Origin of the sequence: Brachybacterium endophyticum (assembly GCF_003130585.1) — a bacterium.
GTDB classification, from domain to species: Bacteria; Actinomycetota; Actinomycetes; order Actinomycetales; family Dermabacteraceae; genus Brachybacterium; species Brachybacterium endophyticum.
The window spans coordinates 50,902-70,201 of the sequence record NZ_QFKX01000005.1 but is presented as its reverse complement, the minus strand read 5'-3'; the positions used below and the strand labels follow the sequence as shown (position 1 = coordinate 70,201).

Sequence of the window (19,300 nt, the reverse complement as noted above, 5' to 3'; positions counted from 1 at the left end):
TCACGCTACACGCGGCACAGGCCATCGGCAATGGCGTCGGACGGTCGGAGCCGACGGGCGACGAGCCCACCACGGAACCGACGCGACCCTGTCGGCGATGCTTGACACCGGGAGGGGCGACTGCGATAGTCCAGCCACCCGTGAACGTTCACGGCCAGCCTGCTCGACGATGAGGAGAGCTCATGACATCACCGACGCGACGCGCGCTGCTGCGGGCCGCCGGGGTCACCGGTCTGCTGACCGCCCCGCTCGCCGCCTGCGGCACCTCCCCCACCATCTCGGAGGATCCCGACGAGCTGGTGCTGTGGTACTGGGACAGGTCCGCGAGCCCCGAGCTGCTGACGAAGGCCGCGCGCTCGATCCCGGGCACGGCGTCCCACGTGCGTGCCGACGCCATCGGCACGACCTTCGACACGAAGCTGCGCACGAGCCTGGCCGGCGGCGCCTACATCCCCGACATCACCTACATCAACTCCAACAACGCTCTCTACTTCCGCAACGAGAACCAGTTCCTGGACATGAACGAGCTCGGTGCGAAGGAGTACGCGAGCGACTACTACCCGTGGAAGTGGGACCTGGGCACCACCCCCGAGAACCGCTTCTGCTTCTTCCCGCTCGACATCGGCCCCACGGGCTTCTTCTACCGCCAGGACGTGTTCGAGCAGGCCGGTCTCCCCACCTCGCCCGACGAGGTCTCCGAGGCCGTCCGCACCTGGAAGGACTGGATCGACCTCGGCGCCGAGCTCCGCAAGGCCACGGGCTCGGCTCTGGTCACCACGGCCCAGTCGATCTACGAGCAGTTCCTCAACGCCAGCGCCGAGCGCTACCTCGACGAGCAGGACGCCCCGCTCTACACCAAGGACGGCTCCGCGGTCCGCGAGGCCTGGGACACCGCGATGGCCGCGATCTCCGCGAAAGTGACCGCGGGGATCCCGGAGGCGCGCAAGACGGATCAGAACGCCGGGTGGTCCAGCGGGAAGATCGCCGGGAGCGTCAACGCGGCCTGGTGGTCGCAGGTCCTGCAGGAGTCCGCGCCCGACTCCGAAGGGCTGTGGCGCATCGCCGATCAACCCGTGCGCCCGGGCAACTCCGGTGGCTCGTTCGCCGCGATCCCCCACACCTGCAAGGACCCGGAGGGTGCCTTCGCCTTCATCCGCTGGATCAACACCCCGGCCCATCAGGCCGAGGCCTACAACGACGTCCAGCTCTTCCCCTCGGCGCCGGACTCCTATGCGAGCGACACCATGAAGTACGGCGGGAGGTTCTTCGGCGACCAGGATCCCCTCGAGTTCTTCTCCCGCGCCGCTGAACACGTCCCCACCTCGTTCATCAGCACCTGGGAGAGCGTCATCTCGGGGTACTTCACCCTCGAGATCACCAACGTCGAGACGGCCGGGAAGGATCCGGACCGCGCCTGGGCAGACGCCACCGCCGCCGCCGAGAAGGCACTGCGCAAGAGAGGGGTCCTGTCATGAGCGCCCTGAACGCCCCGCCCGCCGCCGCTCCGCTGCGCACGGGGGACGGCGCCGTCCCTCGCAGCCGTGCCCGCGGCTGGCGCGGGATCCTCACGCACTGGCCGCAGTACCTCGCGATCGCACCGTTCTACGTGCTGTTCCTGGTGTTCGGCCTGTTCCCCATCGTCTTCTCGATCGTGCTGTCCTTCACGGACTGGGACGGCATGGGCGACATCCACTTCGCGGGCCTGTCCCAGTACGTCTACCTGGTGCAGGACTCACGGTTCTGGAACGCCGTGGCGAACACCTTCATCATCTGGATCCTCTCCACCGTCCCGATGCTGTTCCTCGCGCTCGTGATCGCGTTCCTCCTCCACCAGAACATCCGCTTCCGCGGCATCTACCGCGTCGCGTTCTTCCTCCCGAACGTCACCAGCATGGTCGCGATGGCGATCGTGTTCGGATCCGTCTTCTCCGACACCTTCGGGATCGTGAACTCGGCGCTGACGGCGCTGCACCTGGACAGCGTCCCCTGGCTCTCCAGCAGCTGGGGCATCAAGGTGACGATCGCGGTGATGGTGATCTGGCGCTTCACCGGGTACAACGCGATCATCTACCTGGCCGGGCTGCAGTCCATCCCCACCGACCTCTACGACGCCGCCAAGACCGACGGCGCCTCTACGTGGCAGATCTTCACCCGGGTCACCATCCCCCTGCTGCGCCCGATCATCCTGTTCACCGTCATCACCTCGACGGTGGGTGGGTTGAGCCTGTTCACCGAGCCGCAGGTGCTGCTGGGCGATGCCGGCGGCAACGGCGAGGCCGGGATGACGATCGTGCTGTACCAGTACAACCAGGCCTTCACCCAGTTCGACTTCGGGTACGGCTCCGCGATCGCCTGGGCCCTGTTCGTGCTGGCCTCGGTGTTCGCGATCATCAACTGGCGACTGCTGAGCGAGCGATCCGAGACCCCGCGCCGCCCCCGCACCAGGAGGACCCGCTGATGACCGCTGCGGAACCGACACATCGGCCGACGGCCCCCACGAGCTCCGGCTCCACGGCGTCCCCCTCGCCGTCGCCGACCTCCTCGACGCCCCCGCGGGCGCGAAGGGCCCGTCGCACCAGGGCCGACCGCGCGGCGATCGCCCGCTCCCGCTTGGAAGCCGTCCTCACCCACCTGCTGGTGATCCTGGGCGTCCTGCTCTCGGTGTTCGCCTTCTACTGGCTGGCGGTGATGTCGACATCGACGTCCGCGGAGATCTTCGGGTACCCGCCCAAGCTGACGTTCGGCAGCCACTTCGCCGAGAACCTGCGCCACCTGACCTCGAGCATCGACATCGTCTCCGCGCTGGTGAACACCATCGTCGTGGCGGGAGCGTGCGCGGTGCTGGTGATGTTCTTCGACTCGCTCGCCGCCTTCGCCTTCGCCAAGTTCGACTTCCCGGGCAAGAACGTGCTGTTCGTGGTCATGATCGCGACGTTCCTGATCCCGGGGAGCCTGTCGCTCGTGCCGAGCTTCATCCTGATGTCCGAGATCGGATGGGTGGGGACCCTGCAGGCGCTCATCGTGCCGGGCGCCGCCAACGCCTTCGGCATCTTCCTGCTGCGCCAGATGGCCGCGTCCGCGATCCCGAACGAGCTCATCGAGTCGGCACGCATCGACGGCGCGGGGTTCTTCTCCACCTACTGGCGGATCGGGGTGCCGATGTTGCGCGGAGGCCTCGCGTTCCTGGGGATCTTCACCTTCATCACGGCGTGGAACGACTACGTCTGGCCGCTGATCGTGCTGGTGGACCCCGGGCGGCAGACCCTGCAGACGGCGCTGCAGAACCTCAACTCCCTCTACCTCACCGACTACGGGATGGTGATGACCGGAGCGCTCGTCAGCGTGCTCCCGCTGATCGGGGTGTTCATCATCGGCTCGCGACACTTCATCGCCAACATCGCGGCGGGCGCCCTCAAGGGGTGAGGACCGGGGAGCATCCTTCCTCGCCCTTCGGCCTCACCCCGGGCGGAGAACGACGAACGCTGCGTCGGTGGCGGGACGAGTCGATCGTTCCGCCACCGACGCAGCGTTCGGTCTCGCGGGCCGGTGCCCGGGAGAGCGCCGCCGGCGTCAGTCGGCCGAGCGGCCGCCCACGCTGGGGGTGTTCTTCGAGACGGTCATCAGGAACTCGGTGTTCGACTGCGTCTTCTTGGTCCGCTCCAGCAGCAGCTCGAGCGCCTGCTGCTGCTCGAGGGAGCCGAGCACGCGGCGGAGCTTCCACATGATGGCCAGCTCCTCCTTGCCCATGAGCTCCTCCTCGCGGCGGGTGCTCGAGGCGTTGACGTCCACGGCCGGGAAGATGCGCTTGTCGGCGAGGTTGCGCGAGAGACGCAGCTCCATGTTGCCGGTGCCCTTGAACTCCTCGAAGATCACCTCGTCCATCTTCGACCCGGTCTCCACGAGCGCCGAGGCGAGGATGGTCAGCGAGCCGCCGTTCTCGATGTTGCGGGCGGCGCCGAAGAAGCGCTTCGGCGGGTAGAGCGCGGAGGCGTCCACACCACCGGAGAGGATCCGGCCCGAGGCCGGTGCGGCCAGGTTGTAGGCCCGCGAGAGACGCGTGAGCGAGTCCAGCAGCACCACCACGTCCTTGCCCATCTCCACCAGACGCTTGGCGCGCTCGATGGCGAGCTCGGCGACGATGGTGTGGTCCGAGGCGGGCCGGTCGAAGGTCGAGGCGATGACCTCGCCCTTGACCGTGCGCTGCATGTCCGTGACCTCCTCGGGGCGCTCGTCGACGAGCACGACCATGAGGTGGGCCTCGGGGTTGTTCGTGGTGATCGCGTTGGCGATCTGCTGCATGATGATCGTCTTGCCGGCCTTCGGGGGCGCGACGATCAGACCGCGCTGGCCCTTGCCGATCGGAGAGACCAGATCGATGATGCGCGGCGCGATCGCGTTCGGGGCGGTCTCCAGGCGCAGTCGCTCGTCCGGGTACAGCGGGGTGAGCTTGGAGAAGTCCACCCGCTGCTTGGCACGGTCGATGCTGAGCCCGTTGACGGTGTCGACCTGCAGCAGCGGCGCGTACTTGCCCTGCTGGTTGTTGTTGTTGCGACCCCGGCGGTTGCGCCCTCCGCCGCCGCCCTGCTGGGGCTGGTCGTTGCGCTGGTCGTCGCCGTCCTTGGGGGCGCGCACCAGGCCGGTGATCGCGTCACCCTTGCGCAGCCCGTTCTTGCGCACCATGTTCATGGAGACGTAGACGTCGCTCGCACCGGGCAGGTAGCCCGTGGTGCGCACGTAGGCGTTGTTGTCGCGCACGTCGAGGATGCCGGCGACGCTCACCAGCTCCTCGCCCTCGCGCACCTGCTCGTCGTCGCTGGTGTTGCCCTCCTGCTGAGGGTTCTCGCCACCGTTGCGACCCCGGCGCTTGCGATCCCGGGTGCGGTTGCGGGACCGGCGGTTGCGCCCGTCCTCGCCGTCGCGGTCGTTGTTGCGCCCACCGCGGTCCTCGCGGTCGTGCTCACGGTCGTTCCGGCCCATATCCGTGTCCTCACCCGTGCGATCGGGCAGCTCGATGTCCTCGAGCCGGGGGCGCTCGCCGCGCCCGCCCTGATCGCCACGGTCGTTGCGGTCATTGCGGCGCGAGCGGTCGCCACGGTCGTTGCGGTCGCCACGGTCGTTGCGGTCGCCACGATCGTTCCGGTCGTTGCGATCACCTCGGTCGCCACGGTCCTTGCGGTCCCCGCGCTCGGGGCGGTCGCCGGCGTCCTCGCGGCCGCCGCGGTCCTCGCGCTCGCCACGACCCCTGCCGGAGTCGCGATCCCGGCGCTCGCCGCGGTCACGTCGGTCCGAACGGTCCTCGCGCTGCGGCTTCTCCGCGCGCTCCTGACCCGAGGTCTGCTCGTCGCCCTCGCGAGAGGGGAGCTCGATGCCCAGCTCCAGGGACCCGGCGGGCTCGGCCGCGGAGGGCTCCTGGATCGTGCGGGGAGCGCGGGCCGGCGCCTGGCGGCTCGGCTCCTCGCTGCGGGGCGCCGCCTTCTCGGCCGGAGCCTGCGAGGGCGCGGAGGTGGCCGCGTCGGCGCCGTCGGCGGGGGCGGAGTTGCCACGCGGCGAGCCGCCGCCGGTGATCGCGTCGATGAGCTCGCCCTTGCGGAGGCGACGCGCCCCCTTGATGCCGAGACCCGCAGCGATCTGCTGCAGCTCGGGAAGCTTCTTCGCCGCGAGCGACGCGCTGTCGCCCTGCGGTGCGGTGGTGTCGTTCACCCAGGTTCCTTCCTGTGGATCGCGCGCTGCGCGTCCGTGATGAGTGCGTGGGCTGCCCAGCGACCGGGCCGGCGATGCCGACGGGATCCACGGCAGTCCTCTCCCCGGGGCGGCCGTGCGTTCTCGCGCACGGGAGCACACGAATGCGGCGTCGCCGGGGAATCTCTGGGGTACGTCCTCACCCTCGACCGTTCAGCACTCTCGGTGCGGTGGTCTCCGGGTCGTGGTCGCCGGCGCAGTGCCGGGCCGATCACGTGATCGGACGCGGATTCAAGGTACCACAGGCACTGCACCGTTCGACGAGAGTCCGACACGGGCGATCCGCCATCCCGTGGGATCGTCGACGACACGGCGCACGAGCGGAGCGAGGGCACCGTCACCGCCCGCCATCACCAGCACCGACGGACCGGCGCCGGAGATCACGGCGGGGTACCCTTCGCTGCGCAGCACCCGCACGAGCTCGACGCTCTGCGGCATGCCGGGTGCTCGATGGTCCTGGTGCAGACGGTCCTCTGTCGCCGGGAGCAGCAGCGCGGGGTCGGTGGCGAGGGCGTGGACGAGCAGCGCCGCCCGGCCCGCCGTGAAGGCGGCGTCCGCGTGGGGGACCGTCTCGGGCAGCAGCGAGCGCGCGGAGCTGGTCGCCAGCGTCGCCGACGGCAGCAGCACGACGGGGTCGATGCCATCGGGGGCGACCTGCAGCCGCACCGCGCGGGCGCCCACGCGGTCCGTCCAGGAGAGCACGACACCGCCCAGCAGCGCGGGCGCGGCGTTGTCGGGATGGCCCTCCATCTCGGTGGCGAGGTCGAGCACCGACTGGTCGTCGAGGGCCTCGGGGTCGCCGAGCAGCTGGCGCGCGAGCATCAGGCCGGCCACGGTCGCGGCCGCGCTCGAGCCCAGGCCCCGTCCGTGGGGGATGCGGTTGCGGCAGTGCAGGCGCACCCCGACCTGCGGGGCACCGGCATGGTCGAGCCCGCGGCGCAGGGCCCGGACGACCAGGTGCTCCTCCCCCGTCGGCACGTCCTTCGCGCCCTCGCCCTCGACGGTGACCTCCACGGGGCCGGTCGTGGCCTCCAGTTCCAGGTCGTCGTGCAGGGCCAGCGCGAGTCCCAGGGCGTCGAAGCCGGGGCCGAGGTTCGCGCTGGTGGCGGGCACGCGCACGGCGACCCGCTCGGTCGAGATCCTCACCTGCAGCTCCTCACAGACCCATCGCCTCGGCCGCCGCCTCGACGTCCACCGGGATCACGGTGGGCGTGAGGTCCTGGCGGCTGAGGGCGGTGTCGATGTCCTTGAGGCCGTTGCCCGTCACGGTGATCGCGATGGTGGCGCCGCGCGGGACCTCGCCCTTGTCGGCCTGCTGGAGCAGCCCGGCGACGCCCGCGGCCGATGCGGGCTCGACGAAGATCCCGACCTCCGAGGCCAGGAGCCCCTGGGCGTCGAGGATCTGCTCGTCGGAGACGGCGTCGATGAGTCCTCCGGAGTCGTCCCGGGCGGCCACGGCGAGGTTCCACGACGCCGGTGCGCCGATGCGGATGGCGGTCGCCACGGTCTCCGGGTCGGTGATCGGACGGCCGGCCTTGAACGGCGCCGCGCCCTCGGCCTGGAAGCCCCACATGGCAGGGGCGGACGAGGTGATGCCCTTGTCGCGGTACTCGGTGTACCCCATCCAGTAGGCGGAGATGTTGCCGGCGTTGCCGACCGGCAGGACGTGGATGTCCGGGGCCTTCCCGAGCGCGTCGCAGACCTCGAAGGCACCGGTCTTCTGGCCCTGCAGGCGGAACGGGTTCACGGAGTTCACCAGCTCGACCGGGTGCGCGGCGTCGAGCTTGCGGGCGATCTCCAGGCAGTCGTCGAAGTTGCCCTCGACCTGGATCAGCCGGGCTCCGTGGACGACGGCCTGCGCGAGCTTGCCGGCGGCGATCTTGCCCTGGGGCAGCAGCACCGCGCAGGTGATGCCCGCCCGCGTCGCGTAGGCCGCCGCCGAGGCGCTGGTGTTGCCCGTGGAGGCGCACACGACCGACTTCGCGCCGTCGGAGACGGCCCTGCTCATCGCCGAGACCATGCCCCGGTCCTTGAAGGAGCCGGTGGGGTTCATGCCCTCGACCTTGATGTGCACGTCGGCCCCGACCGTCGCGGAGAGCGTCGGCGAGTGCACAAGCGGGGTGCCGCCCTCACCGAGGGTCAGCAGGGTGTCCTCGTCCGAGAACGGGAGGTGCTCGCGGTACTCGGCGAGGACGCCGCGCCACTGGTGTGCCATGCGTGTCATTCTCCTTCGATGCGGATGACGGAATCGATGCCCAGGACCGCGCCGGAGCTGTCGAGGTCGTCGAGCGCCGATTCCAGTGCGGACTCCAGCGCCCGGTAGGTCGCGATGCCGATCCGGGCGCGCTCGGGATCGCCTTCCGCAGCGGGCACGGTCTCCTGGTGGATCGTGGAGATCGAGATGCCGTGGGAGGACAGGGTGCCGGCCACCTCGGCGAGCACGCCCGGCTTGTCCTGCACGGTCAGCGAGACGTAGAAGGCGTTGCGCAGCCCGTCGAGCGGGATGATGCCGAGGTCCGCGTAGCGCGACTCCCGGGGGCCGAATCCGCCGTGGACGCGCTGACGGGCGACGGTCACGAGGTCCCCGAGCACGGCGGAGGCGGTGGGCGCACCGCCCGCACCCTGGCCGTAGAACATCAGGGAGCCGGCGGCGTCCGCCTCGACGAACACCGCGTTGTAGGCCTCGGAGACCGAGGCCAGCGGGTGGCTGTCGGGCAGCATCGCCGGGTACACGCGGGCCGAGACCCGCTCGGTGCCCTCCTCCTCGACGCGCTCGACGATCGAGAGCAGTTTGATGACCCGGCCCATGCGGCCGGCCGCGGCGATGTCCTCCGGCGTGACGGTGGTGATGCCCTCGCAGTGGACGTCGGAGAGGGAGACCCGGGTGTGGAAGGCCAGCGAGGCGAGGATGGCGGCCTTCGCTGCCGCGTCGTGGCCCTCGATGTCCGCCGTCGGATCGGCCTCGGCGTATCCGAGCTCCTTCGCCGTCGCGAGCGCGTCGTCGAAGGAGGCGCCGGTGCGCGTCATCGCATCCAGCACGTAGTTGGTGGTGCCGTTGACGATGCCCAGCACCTTCTGGATGTGGTCGCCGGCGAGGGACTCCCGGATCGGGCGCACCAGCGGGATCGCCCCGGCGACGGCGGCCTCGAAGTGGAGGTCCACGCCGTTGGCGTCGGCCGCCTCGTAGAGGGCGACCCCGTCCTTGGCGAGCAGGGCCTTGTTCGCGGTGACGACGCTCGCGCCGTGCGCCATGGCCTCCAGCAGCAGGGTGCGGGCGGGCTCGATGCCGCCCATCAGCTCCACGACGATGTCGGCGTCGCGGATCGCGAGGGCCGGGTCGTCGGTGAGGAGCCGGCGGTCCACGTGCTCCCCGCGGTCCCGGGCGAGGTCGGTGACGGCGATCCCGGTGACCTCGAGCGGGGCGCCGATGCGATGGGTGAGCGCGTCCGCGCTGGTGCGGATCACACGCAGCACGTCGGCTCCGACGGTGCCGGCGCCCAGGACGGCGACGCGCAGCGGTGCGTGGTCGGGCAGGGGATCTGTCATCAGGGGTCCTTCCGCGTTCTCCGGGTGGCGACGCGATGTCCGGTGTGGCCTGCGGTCACGCTGCACTGTATCCGCACCGTACGAGCGAACGGGTCGCCATGGGTCGCTCTGTGTCCTCGGCCGAGGTCCCTCGACCGGTCGTCCTCAGCCGACGTCGAGGGCCAGCAGGTCGTCCTCGCTCTCCCGGCGCACGAGGGTGCGCCACTGGCCGTCCTTGACGGCGATCACCGCAGGGCGGGGCACGTGGTTGTAGTTGGAGGCGAGGGAGTAGCAGTACGCGCCGGTGACGGGGACGGCGACGAGGTCGCCGCGCTGCACGTCGAGCGGCATGTACTCGTCCTTGACGACGATGTCGCCGCTCTCGCAGTGCTTGCCCACCACGCGCACCACCTCGGGGGCCTCGTCGCTGACGCGGCTCGCCAGCAGGCACGAGTAGTCGGCGTCGTACAGGGCGGTGCGCACGTTGTCGCTCATCCCGCCGTCGACCGAGACGTAGAGACGGTGGTGCGGCCCGCCCAGCCGGACGTCCTTGACGGTGCCGACGCCGTACAGGGTCAGCGTGGAGGGGCCGGCGATCGCGCGACCGGGCTCGAAGGCCACGTGCGGGACCTCGAGCCCGAGCTCGTGGCACTCCTTCTCGATGATCCCCGCGATGCCGCCGGCCAGCTGCTCCGGGGTCGACGGCGTGTGCTGGGTGTTGTACATGACGCCGAACCCGCCGCCGAGGTCGAGGTGGTCGATCGTGTGGCCGAGCTCGGCCCGGATCCGGGCGACAAGGTCGAGGACCCGCCGGGCGGCGACCTCGAAGCCGCCGACGTCGAAGATCTGGGAGCCGATGTGCGAGTGCAGCCCGTGCAGGGCGAGCCGGTCGCTCGCGAGCACCTGCTGCACGGCCGTGAAGGCGTCGCCGGAGGTGATCGAGAGCCCGAACTTCTGGTCCTCGTGGGCGGTCGCGATGAACTCGTGGGTGTGCGCCTCCACGCCCGTGGTGACGCGCAGCATCACCGGAGCGGTGACGTCGAGCTGGCCGGCGATCTCGGCGACCTGCTCGATCTCGGGCAGGGAGTCGATCACGATCCGGCCCACGCCCGCCTCGAGCGCGCGCCGGATCTCGCTGTCGGACTTGTTGTTGCCGTGCAGGGCGATGCGCTCGGCGGGGAAGCCCGCACGCAGGGCGATCGCGAGCTCACCGCCGGTGCAGACGTCCAGCCCCAGCCCGTCCTCCTGGACCCAGCGGGCGACCGCGCCGCACAGGAAGGCCTTGCCCGCGTAGTAGACGTCGGCTCCGGCGTGCGGGGCGAAGGCCGTGGCGAAGGCGTCCCGGAAGGCGCGGGCGCGCTCCCGGAAGTCGGTCTCGTCGACCACGAAGGTCGGGGTCCCTGCCTCCTCGGCGATCCTCGTCACGCTGACCCCTCCGACCTCTAGGGCGCCCTCGGCGTCCCTGCGGCAGGTCGAGGACCAGAGCCCGGGGATCAGGGCGTTGACGTCGGCGGGATAGGGCAGCCAGGTGGGGGCGGCGTCGTTGCCGTGCAGTGCTCCTGCTTCATGGGCTCGCATGGCGCGAGGCCTCCTCTGGGTCGGGCTGGTCGGCGGGTCGGGCTGAGGGGTCCGGGCGGGCCGTGCCGCACCGGGCGGCGCAGAGGGCCGCGGCACAGAACTCCCGGGGAAGCCTATGCGGCGGGCGCCGCGCTGCGCAGAGCGCGTCCACGCTCTGAGGCCCCGCACGAGGCCGCGCGCCCGGAACGTGCACCTCCCGTCCCGTGCGGGCGGGGTGCGGTGCTCGCCCCGTGCTCGGACAGCACGCACCGACCACCACCGACGTCGCAGGTCAGCGCGCGCGTAACGGATGATCTGCTCCCCCGCTGCGAGTGTCCGTCCGCGACGGCCGGGCGGTCCGGGTGACCCCGCCCACTTGCTAGTGTCGTCGGTGTCATCCACCACCCCGAGGAGGCCCCCATGCCCACTCATGATCTCGTCGTCGTCGCCAACCGGCTCCCGGTCGACGCCAAGACCCTTCCCGACGGCGCCACCGAGTGGGTGACGAGCCCCGGCGGCCTGGTCACCGCGATGGAGAGCGTCATGCGGGGTGTGGATTCCGGGGCCTGGGTGGGATGGGCCGGCTCCCCCGGCGAGGCGCCCGAGCCCTTCGAGGCCGACGGCATGCACCTCTACCCCGTCGCTCTCGACGGGACCGACATCGAGAAGTACTACGAGGGCTTCTCCAACGCCACCCTGTGGCCGCTCTACCACGACGTGATCGTGGACCCCGTCTACCACCGCACCTGGTGGGACACCTACGTGAGTGCGAACCGGCGCTTCGCGCACGAGGCCGCCGCGGTGACGGCCCCCGGTGGCACCATCTGGGTGCACGACTACCAGCTGCAGCTGGTCCCCGAGATGATCCGCTCCGAACGGCCCGACGTACGCATCGGGTTCTTCAACCACATCCCTTTCCCGCCCGTCGAGCTGTTCAGCCAGCTGCCCAAGCGCAACCAGGTGCTGAGGGGCCTGCTGGGCGCGGACCTGGTGGGTTTCCAGCGCGAGAGCGATTCGCTGAACTTCCTCAACGCGGTGCGCCAGCTGCTGGGCTCCCACATCGACCAGCGCACGGTGACCGTCCCCGGGATCGGCGCCGTCGAGCCCCGTGAGGTCACCGCCCAGACCTTCCCGATCTCGATCGACACCGAGGCGGTCGCCGAGCTCACCGACGATCAGGACATCCACGAGCGCGCCGCGCAGCTGCGGCGGGAGCTCGGCTCCCCGAAGAAGATCGTGCTGGGCGTTGACCGCCTGGACTACACCAAGGGCATCCGTCACCGCCTGAAGGCCTGGGGCGAGCTGCTGAACGACGGCGTGATCGACCCCCGGGAGACCGTTCTCGTCCAGGTTGCCACACCGTCCCGCGAGCGCGTGGACGCCTACCGCCAGCTGCGCGACGAGGTCGAGCTGACCGTCGGGCGCATCAACGGCGACCATGCCCCGATCGGGCGCCCCGCGATCTCCTACCTGCACCGCTCCTTCGACCGCAAGGACATGACGGCGCTGTACATGGCGGCCGACGTCGTCCTGGTGACGGCTCTGCGCGACGGCATGAACCTGGTGGCCAAGGAGTACGTCGTCTCCCGTCCGGACGTGCAGGGCGTGCTGGTGCTCTCGGAGTTCGCGGGAGCGGCCGACGAACTCCGGGCCGCCCTGCTGGTGAACCCCCATGACATCGACGAGCTGAAGTCCGCGACCCTGCGGGCCCTGACGATGCCGGCCGAGGAGCAGCACGAGGCCATGACCTCCCTGCGGCGTCAGGTGCTCGACCACGACGTGCAGTCGTGGGCGCGGGCGTTCCTCGAGGAGCTGCAGAACGCCGGCTCCCCCGCCGCCCCGGTGGAACGGACCGTGCGTCTGAGCGGTCATGACGCCCCGGGCCGCGAACAGCTCGACGACGCGCTCGCCTCCTTCGCCAGGACCCCCCGGATCCTCGTGGCCTCGGACTTCGACGGGGTCCTGGCGCCGATCGTCGCCGACCGTGACGCCGTGCAGGCGGACCCCCGGTCGATGGGTGCCCTGCGTGACCTCACCGAGCTCTCGGGGGTGAACGTCGCCCTGGTCTCCGGGCGTGCCCTGGAGAACCTCCACCACCATGCGGGCATGCCCAGTTCGGTCGCCCTGGTGGGCTCGCACGGCGCCGAGGTGGGCGCCCTGCCCTCGGACCTCCATGCCGATGTGCTCGACGCCGGCACGATCACCATGGACGAGAACCGCCAGAGCCTCCTGGACTCGATCACCCGCCGCCTGCAGAACATCGCCGACCAGTACCCCGGCTCCGAGGTCGAGGTAAAGCCTGCCTCCGCCGTGCTGCACACCCGTCAGGCCAGGGGCCGCGGCGCGGGCAACGCGACCGAGGCGGCCCTCGAGTACGCGCGCACGCTCCCCGACGTCACGGTCACGCCGGGCAAGGAGGTCGTGGAGTTCTCCGTGGTCGACTCGCACAAGGGCACCGCGGTGCGCGCCCTGGCCCGGGCGGCCGCCGCCGACGCGGTGCTCTACCTCGGGGACGACGTGACCGACGAGAACGTCTTCGCCGAGCTCACCGACGAGGACCTGGGCATCAGGATCGGCGAGGGCGACACGTCCGCGTCGTTCCGGATCGAGGACACCGACGACGTCGCCGAGGTGCTCGAGCGTCTGCTGGAGCTGCGCAGGGAGAGGTGACGGGCCCGGCGCGGGCGTCGGTCCCTCCCCGGACGCACGACGGAGCCCCCGGTCCCGGATCTCGAGGATCCGGGGCCGGGGGCTCTTCCGGTGCCCGCGACAGGATTCGAACCTACGACCTTCTGCTCCGGAGGCAGACGCTCTATCCACTGAGCTACGCGGGCGGACCGAGCCAGTCTAGCGCGAGGACGCGGTCGTGCACGTCCGCACCCGGGCTCGTCGCCGGGAGTGAGGCACAGGTCTCAGACCTGGAAGCCGGCAGGCAGCGGCAGCTGCGCGCCGTGCAGCACGGCCGAGGGGTCCGCGGCGATGCCGAGCCCGTCAGCCTCGGCGTCGGCGCGCACGAGCAGGTCGCCGACGGCGGCGATCATCGCGCCGTTGTCGGTGCACAGGCGGATCGGCGGGATCCGCAACTCGACGCCCGCGGCGTCGCAGCGCTCCTGGGCGACCGCCCGCAGACGCTGGTTCGCCGCGACCCCGCCGACGATCACGAGGGTCTCGAGGCCCTTCTCCTGGACCGCACGCAGCGACTTGGTGACCAGCACGTCCACGACCGCCTGCTCGAAGGAGGCGGCGATGTCGGCGACCGGGACGGCGTCGCCGGCGCGCTCGATGGTCTCGACCGTGCGCGCCACGGCGGTCTTCAGACCGGAGAAGGAGAAGGCGTAGGGGGCGTCGCCGGGCCGCAGCATCGCGCGAGGGAAGGAGAAGGCCTCCGGGTCCCCGCCCACGGCGGCCTTGGAGATCGCGGGGCCACCCGGGTATCCCAGGCCCAGCAGGCGGGAGACCTTGTCGAAGGCCTCGCCGGCGGCGTCGTCCAGGGTGTCGCCGAGGTGCTCGATGGGGTCGCGCACCAGGTCCTTCACGTGGAGGACGGAGGTGTGCCCACCGGAGACGATGAGGATGACCGCCTGCTCGGGCAGCGGCCCGTGCTCGAGGGTGTCGGCGGCGGCGTGGCCGGCCAGGTGGTGCACCCCGTACAGCGGGACGTCGAGCGACCAGGCGACCGACTTGGCCGCGGCGAGGCCGACGTGCACGGCAGTCGCCAGGCCCGGCCCGGAGGTGGCGGCCACGTGCGTGATGTCGCGCAGGTTCACGCCGGCGTCGTGCAGGGCGATCTGCAGGGTCGGCACCGCGGCCTCGAGGTGGGCGCGGGCGGCGATCTCGGGGACCACTCCCCCGAACTCCGCGTGCTTCGAGGCGCTCGAGGCGAGGCCCTGGCCGAGCAGCTCGCCGTTGCTGACGAGGGCGAAGCCGGTCTCGTCGCAGGAGGATTCGACACCGAGGACGACGGGCACGGTGCTCACTTCAGCAGCGACATCGGGTTCGAGTACGTCCCGGACTCGTCCATCTTGGCGAAGTGCAGGTGGCAGCCGGTCGAGCGACCGGTGGAGCCGGCCTTGCCGATCACGTCACCCTGATCGACCTTGTCCCCGACCTTCGTGTCGAAGGAGGAGAGGTGGTAGTAGCCGGTGATGACGCCGTCGCCGTGGTCGATCTTCACGCGGTTGCCGGAGGCGGAGTTCTGCTCGACGGCCACCACGGTGCCGGCGCCGGCGGCCCGCACGTCGGATCCGCAGGCGGCGGCGAAGTCCACGCCGTCGTGCTCCTTGACGGTGTGCAGGACCGGGTGGACACGCTTGCCGAAGCCCGAGGTGATGCGTGCGTCGACAGGGTGGATGAACCCCTCCTGGGACTCCCCGCCCAGCTTCTCGATCGCCTCGGCGTTGGGCGACTTCTTCACGCTCATCGCGGCGTCGGCATCGGAGGCGGAGTCGGTGCCCGCCGCCGAGTCGCCGACCTCCTGGATCGCGACCGGCGCGGACTGCTCGGCGACCGCGGCGCGGGCGCTCTCGGCCTGCGAGGCGCTCTGGCCGCCGGCGATGCTGGGCAGCGGGGAGGTCTGGCCACCGGCGCTCGCGGAGGCGAGCGGGAAGGCGATGGTGGCGGTCGCCAGGGCACCCAGCACACCCACCTTCGCCACACCGGCACGGACGGCCGAGTCACGATGCGAGGCATGGCCTGTGTGCAGGTTGCGCACGTGTGCGCGGCCGAGGGCGCGGTGGTTCGCCACGGGGGTGCTCCTGGGGGTCGATCGGAGACGCGAGGGTCCTCTGGTGCCCGGGTGCGACGCCGGACAGGGGAAGGACGCGTCGCCGAACAACGCGGATCAAACTACCGCTCGCGCGCGGCGCACCGTTCCGTGGAGGGCGGACATTGCCGAACCTTTGCCGCAGCTCGCCCGGAGGTAAAGAGACTTGACCGGACAGGTCGAGGGACGTGTCGGACGTGTCACGCCCGCGAGCGCTGCATGACGTCCTTGACCTCGCCCACCAGCTCCTCGAGGACGTCCTCGAGGAAGACGGCGCCGACGCTGCGGGACGTCGGTGCGTCGACCCTCGCCAGGTGGGCGCCGTTGTACTGCATGGCGCGCAGCGTCTCCTCGATCTCGTCGTCGGAGGCCACCGAGACCACGGCACGCACGATCCCGGGATGGATCGGACGCTCGTAGTCCTCGTCCGGGGCGTCGGCCGGCAGCAGCACGTCCTTGAGGTGCACGTACCCCACCAGGTCCCCGGCGTCGTTGCGCACGCCGATGCGGCTGTAGCCGGTGCGCGAGACGATCTGCTCGATCTGGGCGGGCGTGACGTCGTAGGTGACGGTGATGACCTCGGTCATCGGCACCATCACGTCGCCCGCGCTGCGATCGGAGAACTGCAGGGCGCCCTGCAGCAGGCCTTGTTCGTCCTCCAGCAGGCCCTCGCGTCGCGACTCGTCGACGATCGCGGAGATCTCCTCGGCGGTGAAGCGGCTCTCGACCTCGTCCTTCGGCTGCACCCCGATCAGGCGCAGCACCATGTTCGCGGTGTGGTTCAGCAGCCAGATGATCGGGGTGAACACGCGCGCCACCATCACCAGGGGCGTGGCGAGCACCAGCACCGCGCCCACGGGCACGGCGATCGAGATGTTCTTGGGGACCATCTCGCCGAAGACCACGTGGAGGTAGGAGGCGATCAGCAGGGCCACCACGAAGGCGATCGGGTGGGTGAGCACCACGGGCACCGAGAGGTGCTCGAGCAGGGGCTCGAGGTAGTGCGCGATCGCGGGCTCGGCGACGGCGCCCAGGGTCACCGAGCACACGGTGACGCCGAACTGGGCGGCCGCGAGCATCACGGAGACGTGCTCGACGGCCCACAGGGCGGTCCTCGCACCCGGTCGGCCCGCCTCGACGAGCGGTTCGAGCTGGCTGCGCCGCGCGCTCATGACGGCGAACTCGGCCCCCACGAAGAAGGCGTTGCCCACCAGCATGGCGAGGCCCAGCAGCAGGGCTGCGGAATCACTCATCCTCGTCGGCCTCCTCGGTGCGCACGAGGATGTCGGGGTCGATCACCGACAGCCTCACCTGGTCGACGCGGCGGCCGTCCATCTCGAGCACCTCCAGGCGCAGTCCCCCGGTCTCCAGGACGTCACCCCGCGAGGGCACCCGGTGCAGGGTGTCCATGACGAGTCCACCCAGGGTGTCGTACTCGCTGGACTCCGCGACGCGCACGCCGAGCTCGCGGCGGATCTCGTCGGGCCGCATGAGCCCGCTGACGGACCAGCCGTCCTCGCCGTCGGGGAGGAACCGCTCGGGCTCGTCGTCGTCGTGCTCGTCGCTGACCTCGCCCACGATCTCCTCGATCACGTCCTCGAGCGTGACGATGCCGGAGGTGCCGCCGTACTCGTCGACCACGACGGCCAGCTGAGCGCCGACGTCGCGGAGCTCGAGGAGGAGGTCGTCCAGCGGGACGGTCTCCGGCACGCGCGGGATCTCCGCCATCAGCTCGCTGACGGGTGTGCGGGATCGGCTCGCACGGGGCACGCCCACGGCCTGGCGCACCTGGACCACGCCGACGATGTCGTCCTCTCCCCCGTCGGTGACCGGGAAGCGGGAGTGCCCGGTGGTGCGCGAGAGCTCGAGAACCTCCTGGGCGCTGGTGTCCGCGCCCACGCTGACCATGGCCCCGCGGTGGGTGAGGACGTCGCCCGCCTCGCGGTCCCCGAGCTGCAGGGTGCGACTGATCAGGACGGCGGTCCCCTCGTCGAGGGTGCCGGCACGTGCGGAGTGACGCACCAGGGACTCCAGCTCCGCGGGCGAGCGGGCGGCGGAGAGCTCCTCCTGCGGCTCGATGTTCACCAGGCGCAGCACGGCGTTCGCGGTCGCGTTGAAGACGGCGATCAGGGGCTTGAAGAAGACGGTGAAGCCGTGCTGGAGCGGCGCCACGATGCGGGCGGTGCCCATCGGTGTGGCGATCGCGAGGTTCTTGGGGACCAGCTCCCCGAAGATCATCGAGAAGGCGTAGGCGATCACCATCGCGACGATCACGGAGGCCGGCACCGCGACCGACTCGCCCAGACCCGCCAACCGTCCCAGCGGCGCGAGCAGACCGGCCAGCGGGTCCTGCACGGCGAAGCCGAACAGCAGGGTGGTGATGGTGATGCCCAGCTGCGCACCGGAGAGGTTCGTCGAGAGGTGCGTGAGCGCGTGCAGGACGCCGCCGGCCCTCTTGTCGCCGTCGTCCCGGGCCTTCTCGACTGTGTGGCGGTCGAGCGCCACCAGGGAGAACTCGGAGGCGACGAAGACCGCCGTGCCCAGCGTGAGAACGATGCCTGCAGCAAGCAGGATCCACGTCATCGGATGATCTCCCCACGGGCGGGGAGGGCGCACATCCGCGGCACGGTGCTCGTGCCCGTCCGGATGCGCGCGCCGGTACTCGGCACGGGCGAATCGCTCATAGTGCTGGAGAGTCTATAGGGGCCCCGTGCGCGCGCGTCCAGACTCCGCGGGCGCACGTCACGACTCCGTGGGCGCACGTAACGCCCTCTCATGGACCTCCCACTTCCCTCCCGGTCCCCATGAGGGTGCGCCGTTACAGTGACGCCATGTCCAAGAGCGCCCAGAGCGAGCTGCCCAGCCGCCCCACCCGCGTCGTCGTCGTCGAGGACGAGCCCACGATCACCGGGGCGATCGCCGACCGACTGACCGCCGAGGGCTGGGACGTCTCCACCGCCCTGGACGGCCCGTCGGGTGTCCGCACGGTCAGCGAGGTGCGGCCCGACGTGGTGGTCCTGGACGTGATGCTGCCGGGGTTCGACGGCCTCGAGGTGTGCCGTCGGATCCAGGCGGAGGAGCCGGTGCCGGTCCTCATGCTCACCGCCCGCGACGACGAGACCGACATGCTCGTCGGCCTCGGCGTGGGCGCCGACGACTACATGACCAAGCCGTTCTCGATGCGCGAGCTGGTGGCACGGCTGAAGGCCCTGCTGCGCCGGGTGCGGCGGGCCGCGGCCGTCCCCGACCCGGCCGCCGGCGGACCCGGCGAGCAGCCCGCGATGCTGCAGCTGGGCGACCTCGTGATCGACCGCGCGGCCCACCGCGTCACCCGTGCCGGGGCACCCGCTCACCTGACACCCACGGAGTTCGACCTGCTGCTGTGCCTGGCCACGGCCCCCGGGACCGTGCTCACCCGTGAACAGCTGCTGGCCGACGTCTGGGACTGGGTCGATGCGACCGGGACCCGCACCGTCGACTCCCACGTCAAGGCGCTCCGTCGCAAGCTCGGCGCCGACCTCGTGCGCACCGTCCACGGCGTCGGCTACGCACTCGAGCTCCCCGACGAGGACGAGGAGGAGGGCGAGATCGGGGCCGAGGTCGCCACCCAGACATCGTCGACCTCGCCCGTCGCACCCGCGCCCACCTCGGACGACGACCCCCGCTCCCGGGCGACCCCGTCCCTCCCGGACGACGAGCCGGGGCGGTCCTCCTGAG

At 71.0% G+C, this 19,300-nt stretch carries 14 protein-coding genes and 1 tRNA gene; 5 read left to right on the top strand and 10 right to left on the bottom strand.

The features are described 5' to 3' along the window. The first annotated feature begins 182 nt into the window (after window positions 1–182). The 3 genes from DEO23_RS12415 to DEO23_RS12405 are packed head-to-tail and all read left to right on the top strand — an operon-like array spanning window position 183 to window position 3,423. Window positions 183–1,475, top strand: a complete 1,293-nt coding sequence (locus tag DEO23_RS12415; protein ID WP_109276350.1) for an ABC transporter substrate-binding protein — start codon at window positions 183–185, stop codon at window positions 1,473–1,475. Beyond that, window positions 1,472–2,458 (top strand): carbohydrate ABC transporter permease, encoded by a 987-nt coding sequence (locus DEO23_RS12410; protein WP_109276349.1) that lies wholly within the window; start codon window positions 1,472–1,474, stop codon window positions 2,456–2,458. Before DEO23_RS12415 ends, DEO23_RS12410 begins: the two co-directional genes overlap by 4 nt. Beyond that, window positions 2,458–3,423 carry a carbohydrate ABC transporter permease gene (locus DEO23_RS12405; RefSeq protein WP_109276348.1) on the top strand — a complete coding sequence of 322 codons (966 nt, stop codon included), beginning with the start codon at window positions 2,458–2,460 and terminating at the stop codon, window positions 3,421–3,423. The genes DEO23_RS12410 and DEO23_RS12405 overlap by 1 nt, the downstream gene beginning before the upstream one ends. Before the next feature lie 147 nt (window positions 3,424–3,570). On the opposite strand, the gene rho is transcribed toward DEO23_RS12405, so the two are convergent. The 5 genes from rho to lysA form a co-directional block, all read right to left on the bottom strand. Next, window positions 3,571–5,700, bottom strand: a complete 2,130-nt coding sequence (gene rho / locus DEO23_RS12400) for a transcription termination factor Rho (protein ID WP_109276347.1) — start codon at window positions 5,698–5,700, stop codon at window positions 3,571–3,573. 270 nt (window positions 5,701–5,970) lie between these two features. Continuing rightward, on the bottom strand, window positions 5,971–6,885 hold the full coding sequence (gene thrB / locus DEO23_RS12395; protein ID WP_109276346.1) for a homoserine kinase: 915 nt from the start codon (window positions 6,883–6,885) through the stop codon (window positions 5,971–5,973). Window positions 6,886–6,895: 10 nt separating this feature from the next. Then, the gene (thrC, locus tag DEO23_RS12390; RefSeq protein ID WP_109276345.1) at window positions 6,896–7,954 is read right to left on the bottom strand and encodes a threonine synthase; all 1,059 of its coding nucleotides are present in this window, start codon (window positions 7,952–7,954) and stop codon (window positions 6,896–6,898) included. A gap of 5 nt (window positions 7,955–7,959) precedes the next feature. After that, entirely contained in the window at window positions 7,960–9,285 is a 1,326-nt protein-coding gene (locus tag DEO23_RS12385; RefSeq protein ID WP_109276344.1) for a homoserine dehydrogenase, read from the bottom strand. 144 nt (window positions 9,286–9,429) lie between these two features. After that, window positions 9,430–10,842, bottom strand: a complete 1,413-nt coding sequence (gene lysA / locus DEO23_RS12380) for a diaminopimelate decarboxylase (protein ID WP_165831830.1) — start codon at window positions 10,840–10,842, stop codon at window positions 9,430–9,432. 399 nt (window positions 10,843–11,241) lie between these two features. Here lysA and DEO23_RS12375 point away from each other — a divergent pair, with 399 nt between their 5' ends. Beyond that, the gene (locus DEO23_RS12375) at window positions 11,242–13,491 is read left to right on the top strand and encodes a bifunctional alpha,alpha-trehalose-phosphate synthase (UDP-forming)/trehalose-phosphatase (RefSeq protein WP_109276342.1); all 2,250 of its coding nucleotides are present in this window, start codon (window positions 11,242–11,244) and stop codon (window positions 13,489–13,491) included. A gap of 91 nt (window positions 13,492–13,582) precedes the next feature. Here the strand turns inward: DEO23_RS12375 and DEO23_RS12370 are convergent. The 5 genes from DEO23_RS12370 to DEO23_RS12350 all read right to left on the bottom strand — a co-directional run bounded on the left by DEO23_RS12370 (window position 13,583) and on the right by DEO23_RS12350 (window position 18,166). After that, a tRNA-Arg gene (locus tag DEO23_RS12370) sits at window positions 13,583–13,655 on the bottom strand. Window positions 13,656–13,733: 78 nt separating this feature from the next. Continuing rightward, entirely contained in the window at window positions 13,734–14,798 is a 1,065-nt protein-coding gene (gene tsaD, locus DEO23_RS12365) for a tRNA (adenosine(37)-N6)-threonylcarbamoyltransferase complex transferase subunit TsaD (protein WP_109276341.1), read from the bottom strand. Next, complete coding sequence (locus DEO23_RS12360; RefSeq protein WP_109276340.1) at window positions 14,795–15,565, bottom strand: M23 family metallopeptidase; 771 nt, start codon at window positions 15,563–15,565, stop codon at window positions 14,795–14,797. Before DEO23_RS12360 ends, tsaD begins: the two co-directional genes overlap by 4 nt. 218 nt (window positions 15,566–15,783) lie before the next feature. Further along, window positions 15,784–16,836 (bottom strand): hemolysin family protein, encoded by a 1,053-nt coding sequence (locus DEO23_RS12355; protein ID WP_109276339.1) that lies wholly within the window; start codon window positions 16,834–16,836, stop codon window positions 15,784–15,786. Further along, a complete protein-coding gene (locus tag DEO23_RS12350; protein WP_109276338.1) occupies window positions 16,829–18,166 on the bottom strand; it encodes a hemolysin family protein in 1,338 nt (445 codons plus the stop codon). Before DEO23_RS12350 ends, DEO23_RS12355 begins: the two co-directional genes overlap by 8 nt. Window positions 18,167–18,414: 248 nt before the next feature. Between DEO23_RS12350 and DEO23_RS12345 the strand changes: the two genes are divergently transcribed. Next, on the top strand, window positions 18,415–19,299 hold the full coding sequence (locus DEO23_RS12345) for a response regulator transcription factor (protein WP_109276337.1): 885 nt from the start codon (window positions 18,415–18,417) through the stop codon (window positions 19,297–19,299). The last annotated feature ends 1 nt before the right edge of the window (window position 19,300 follow it).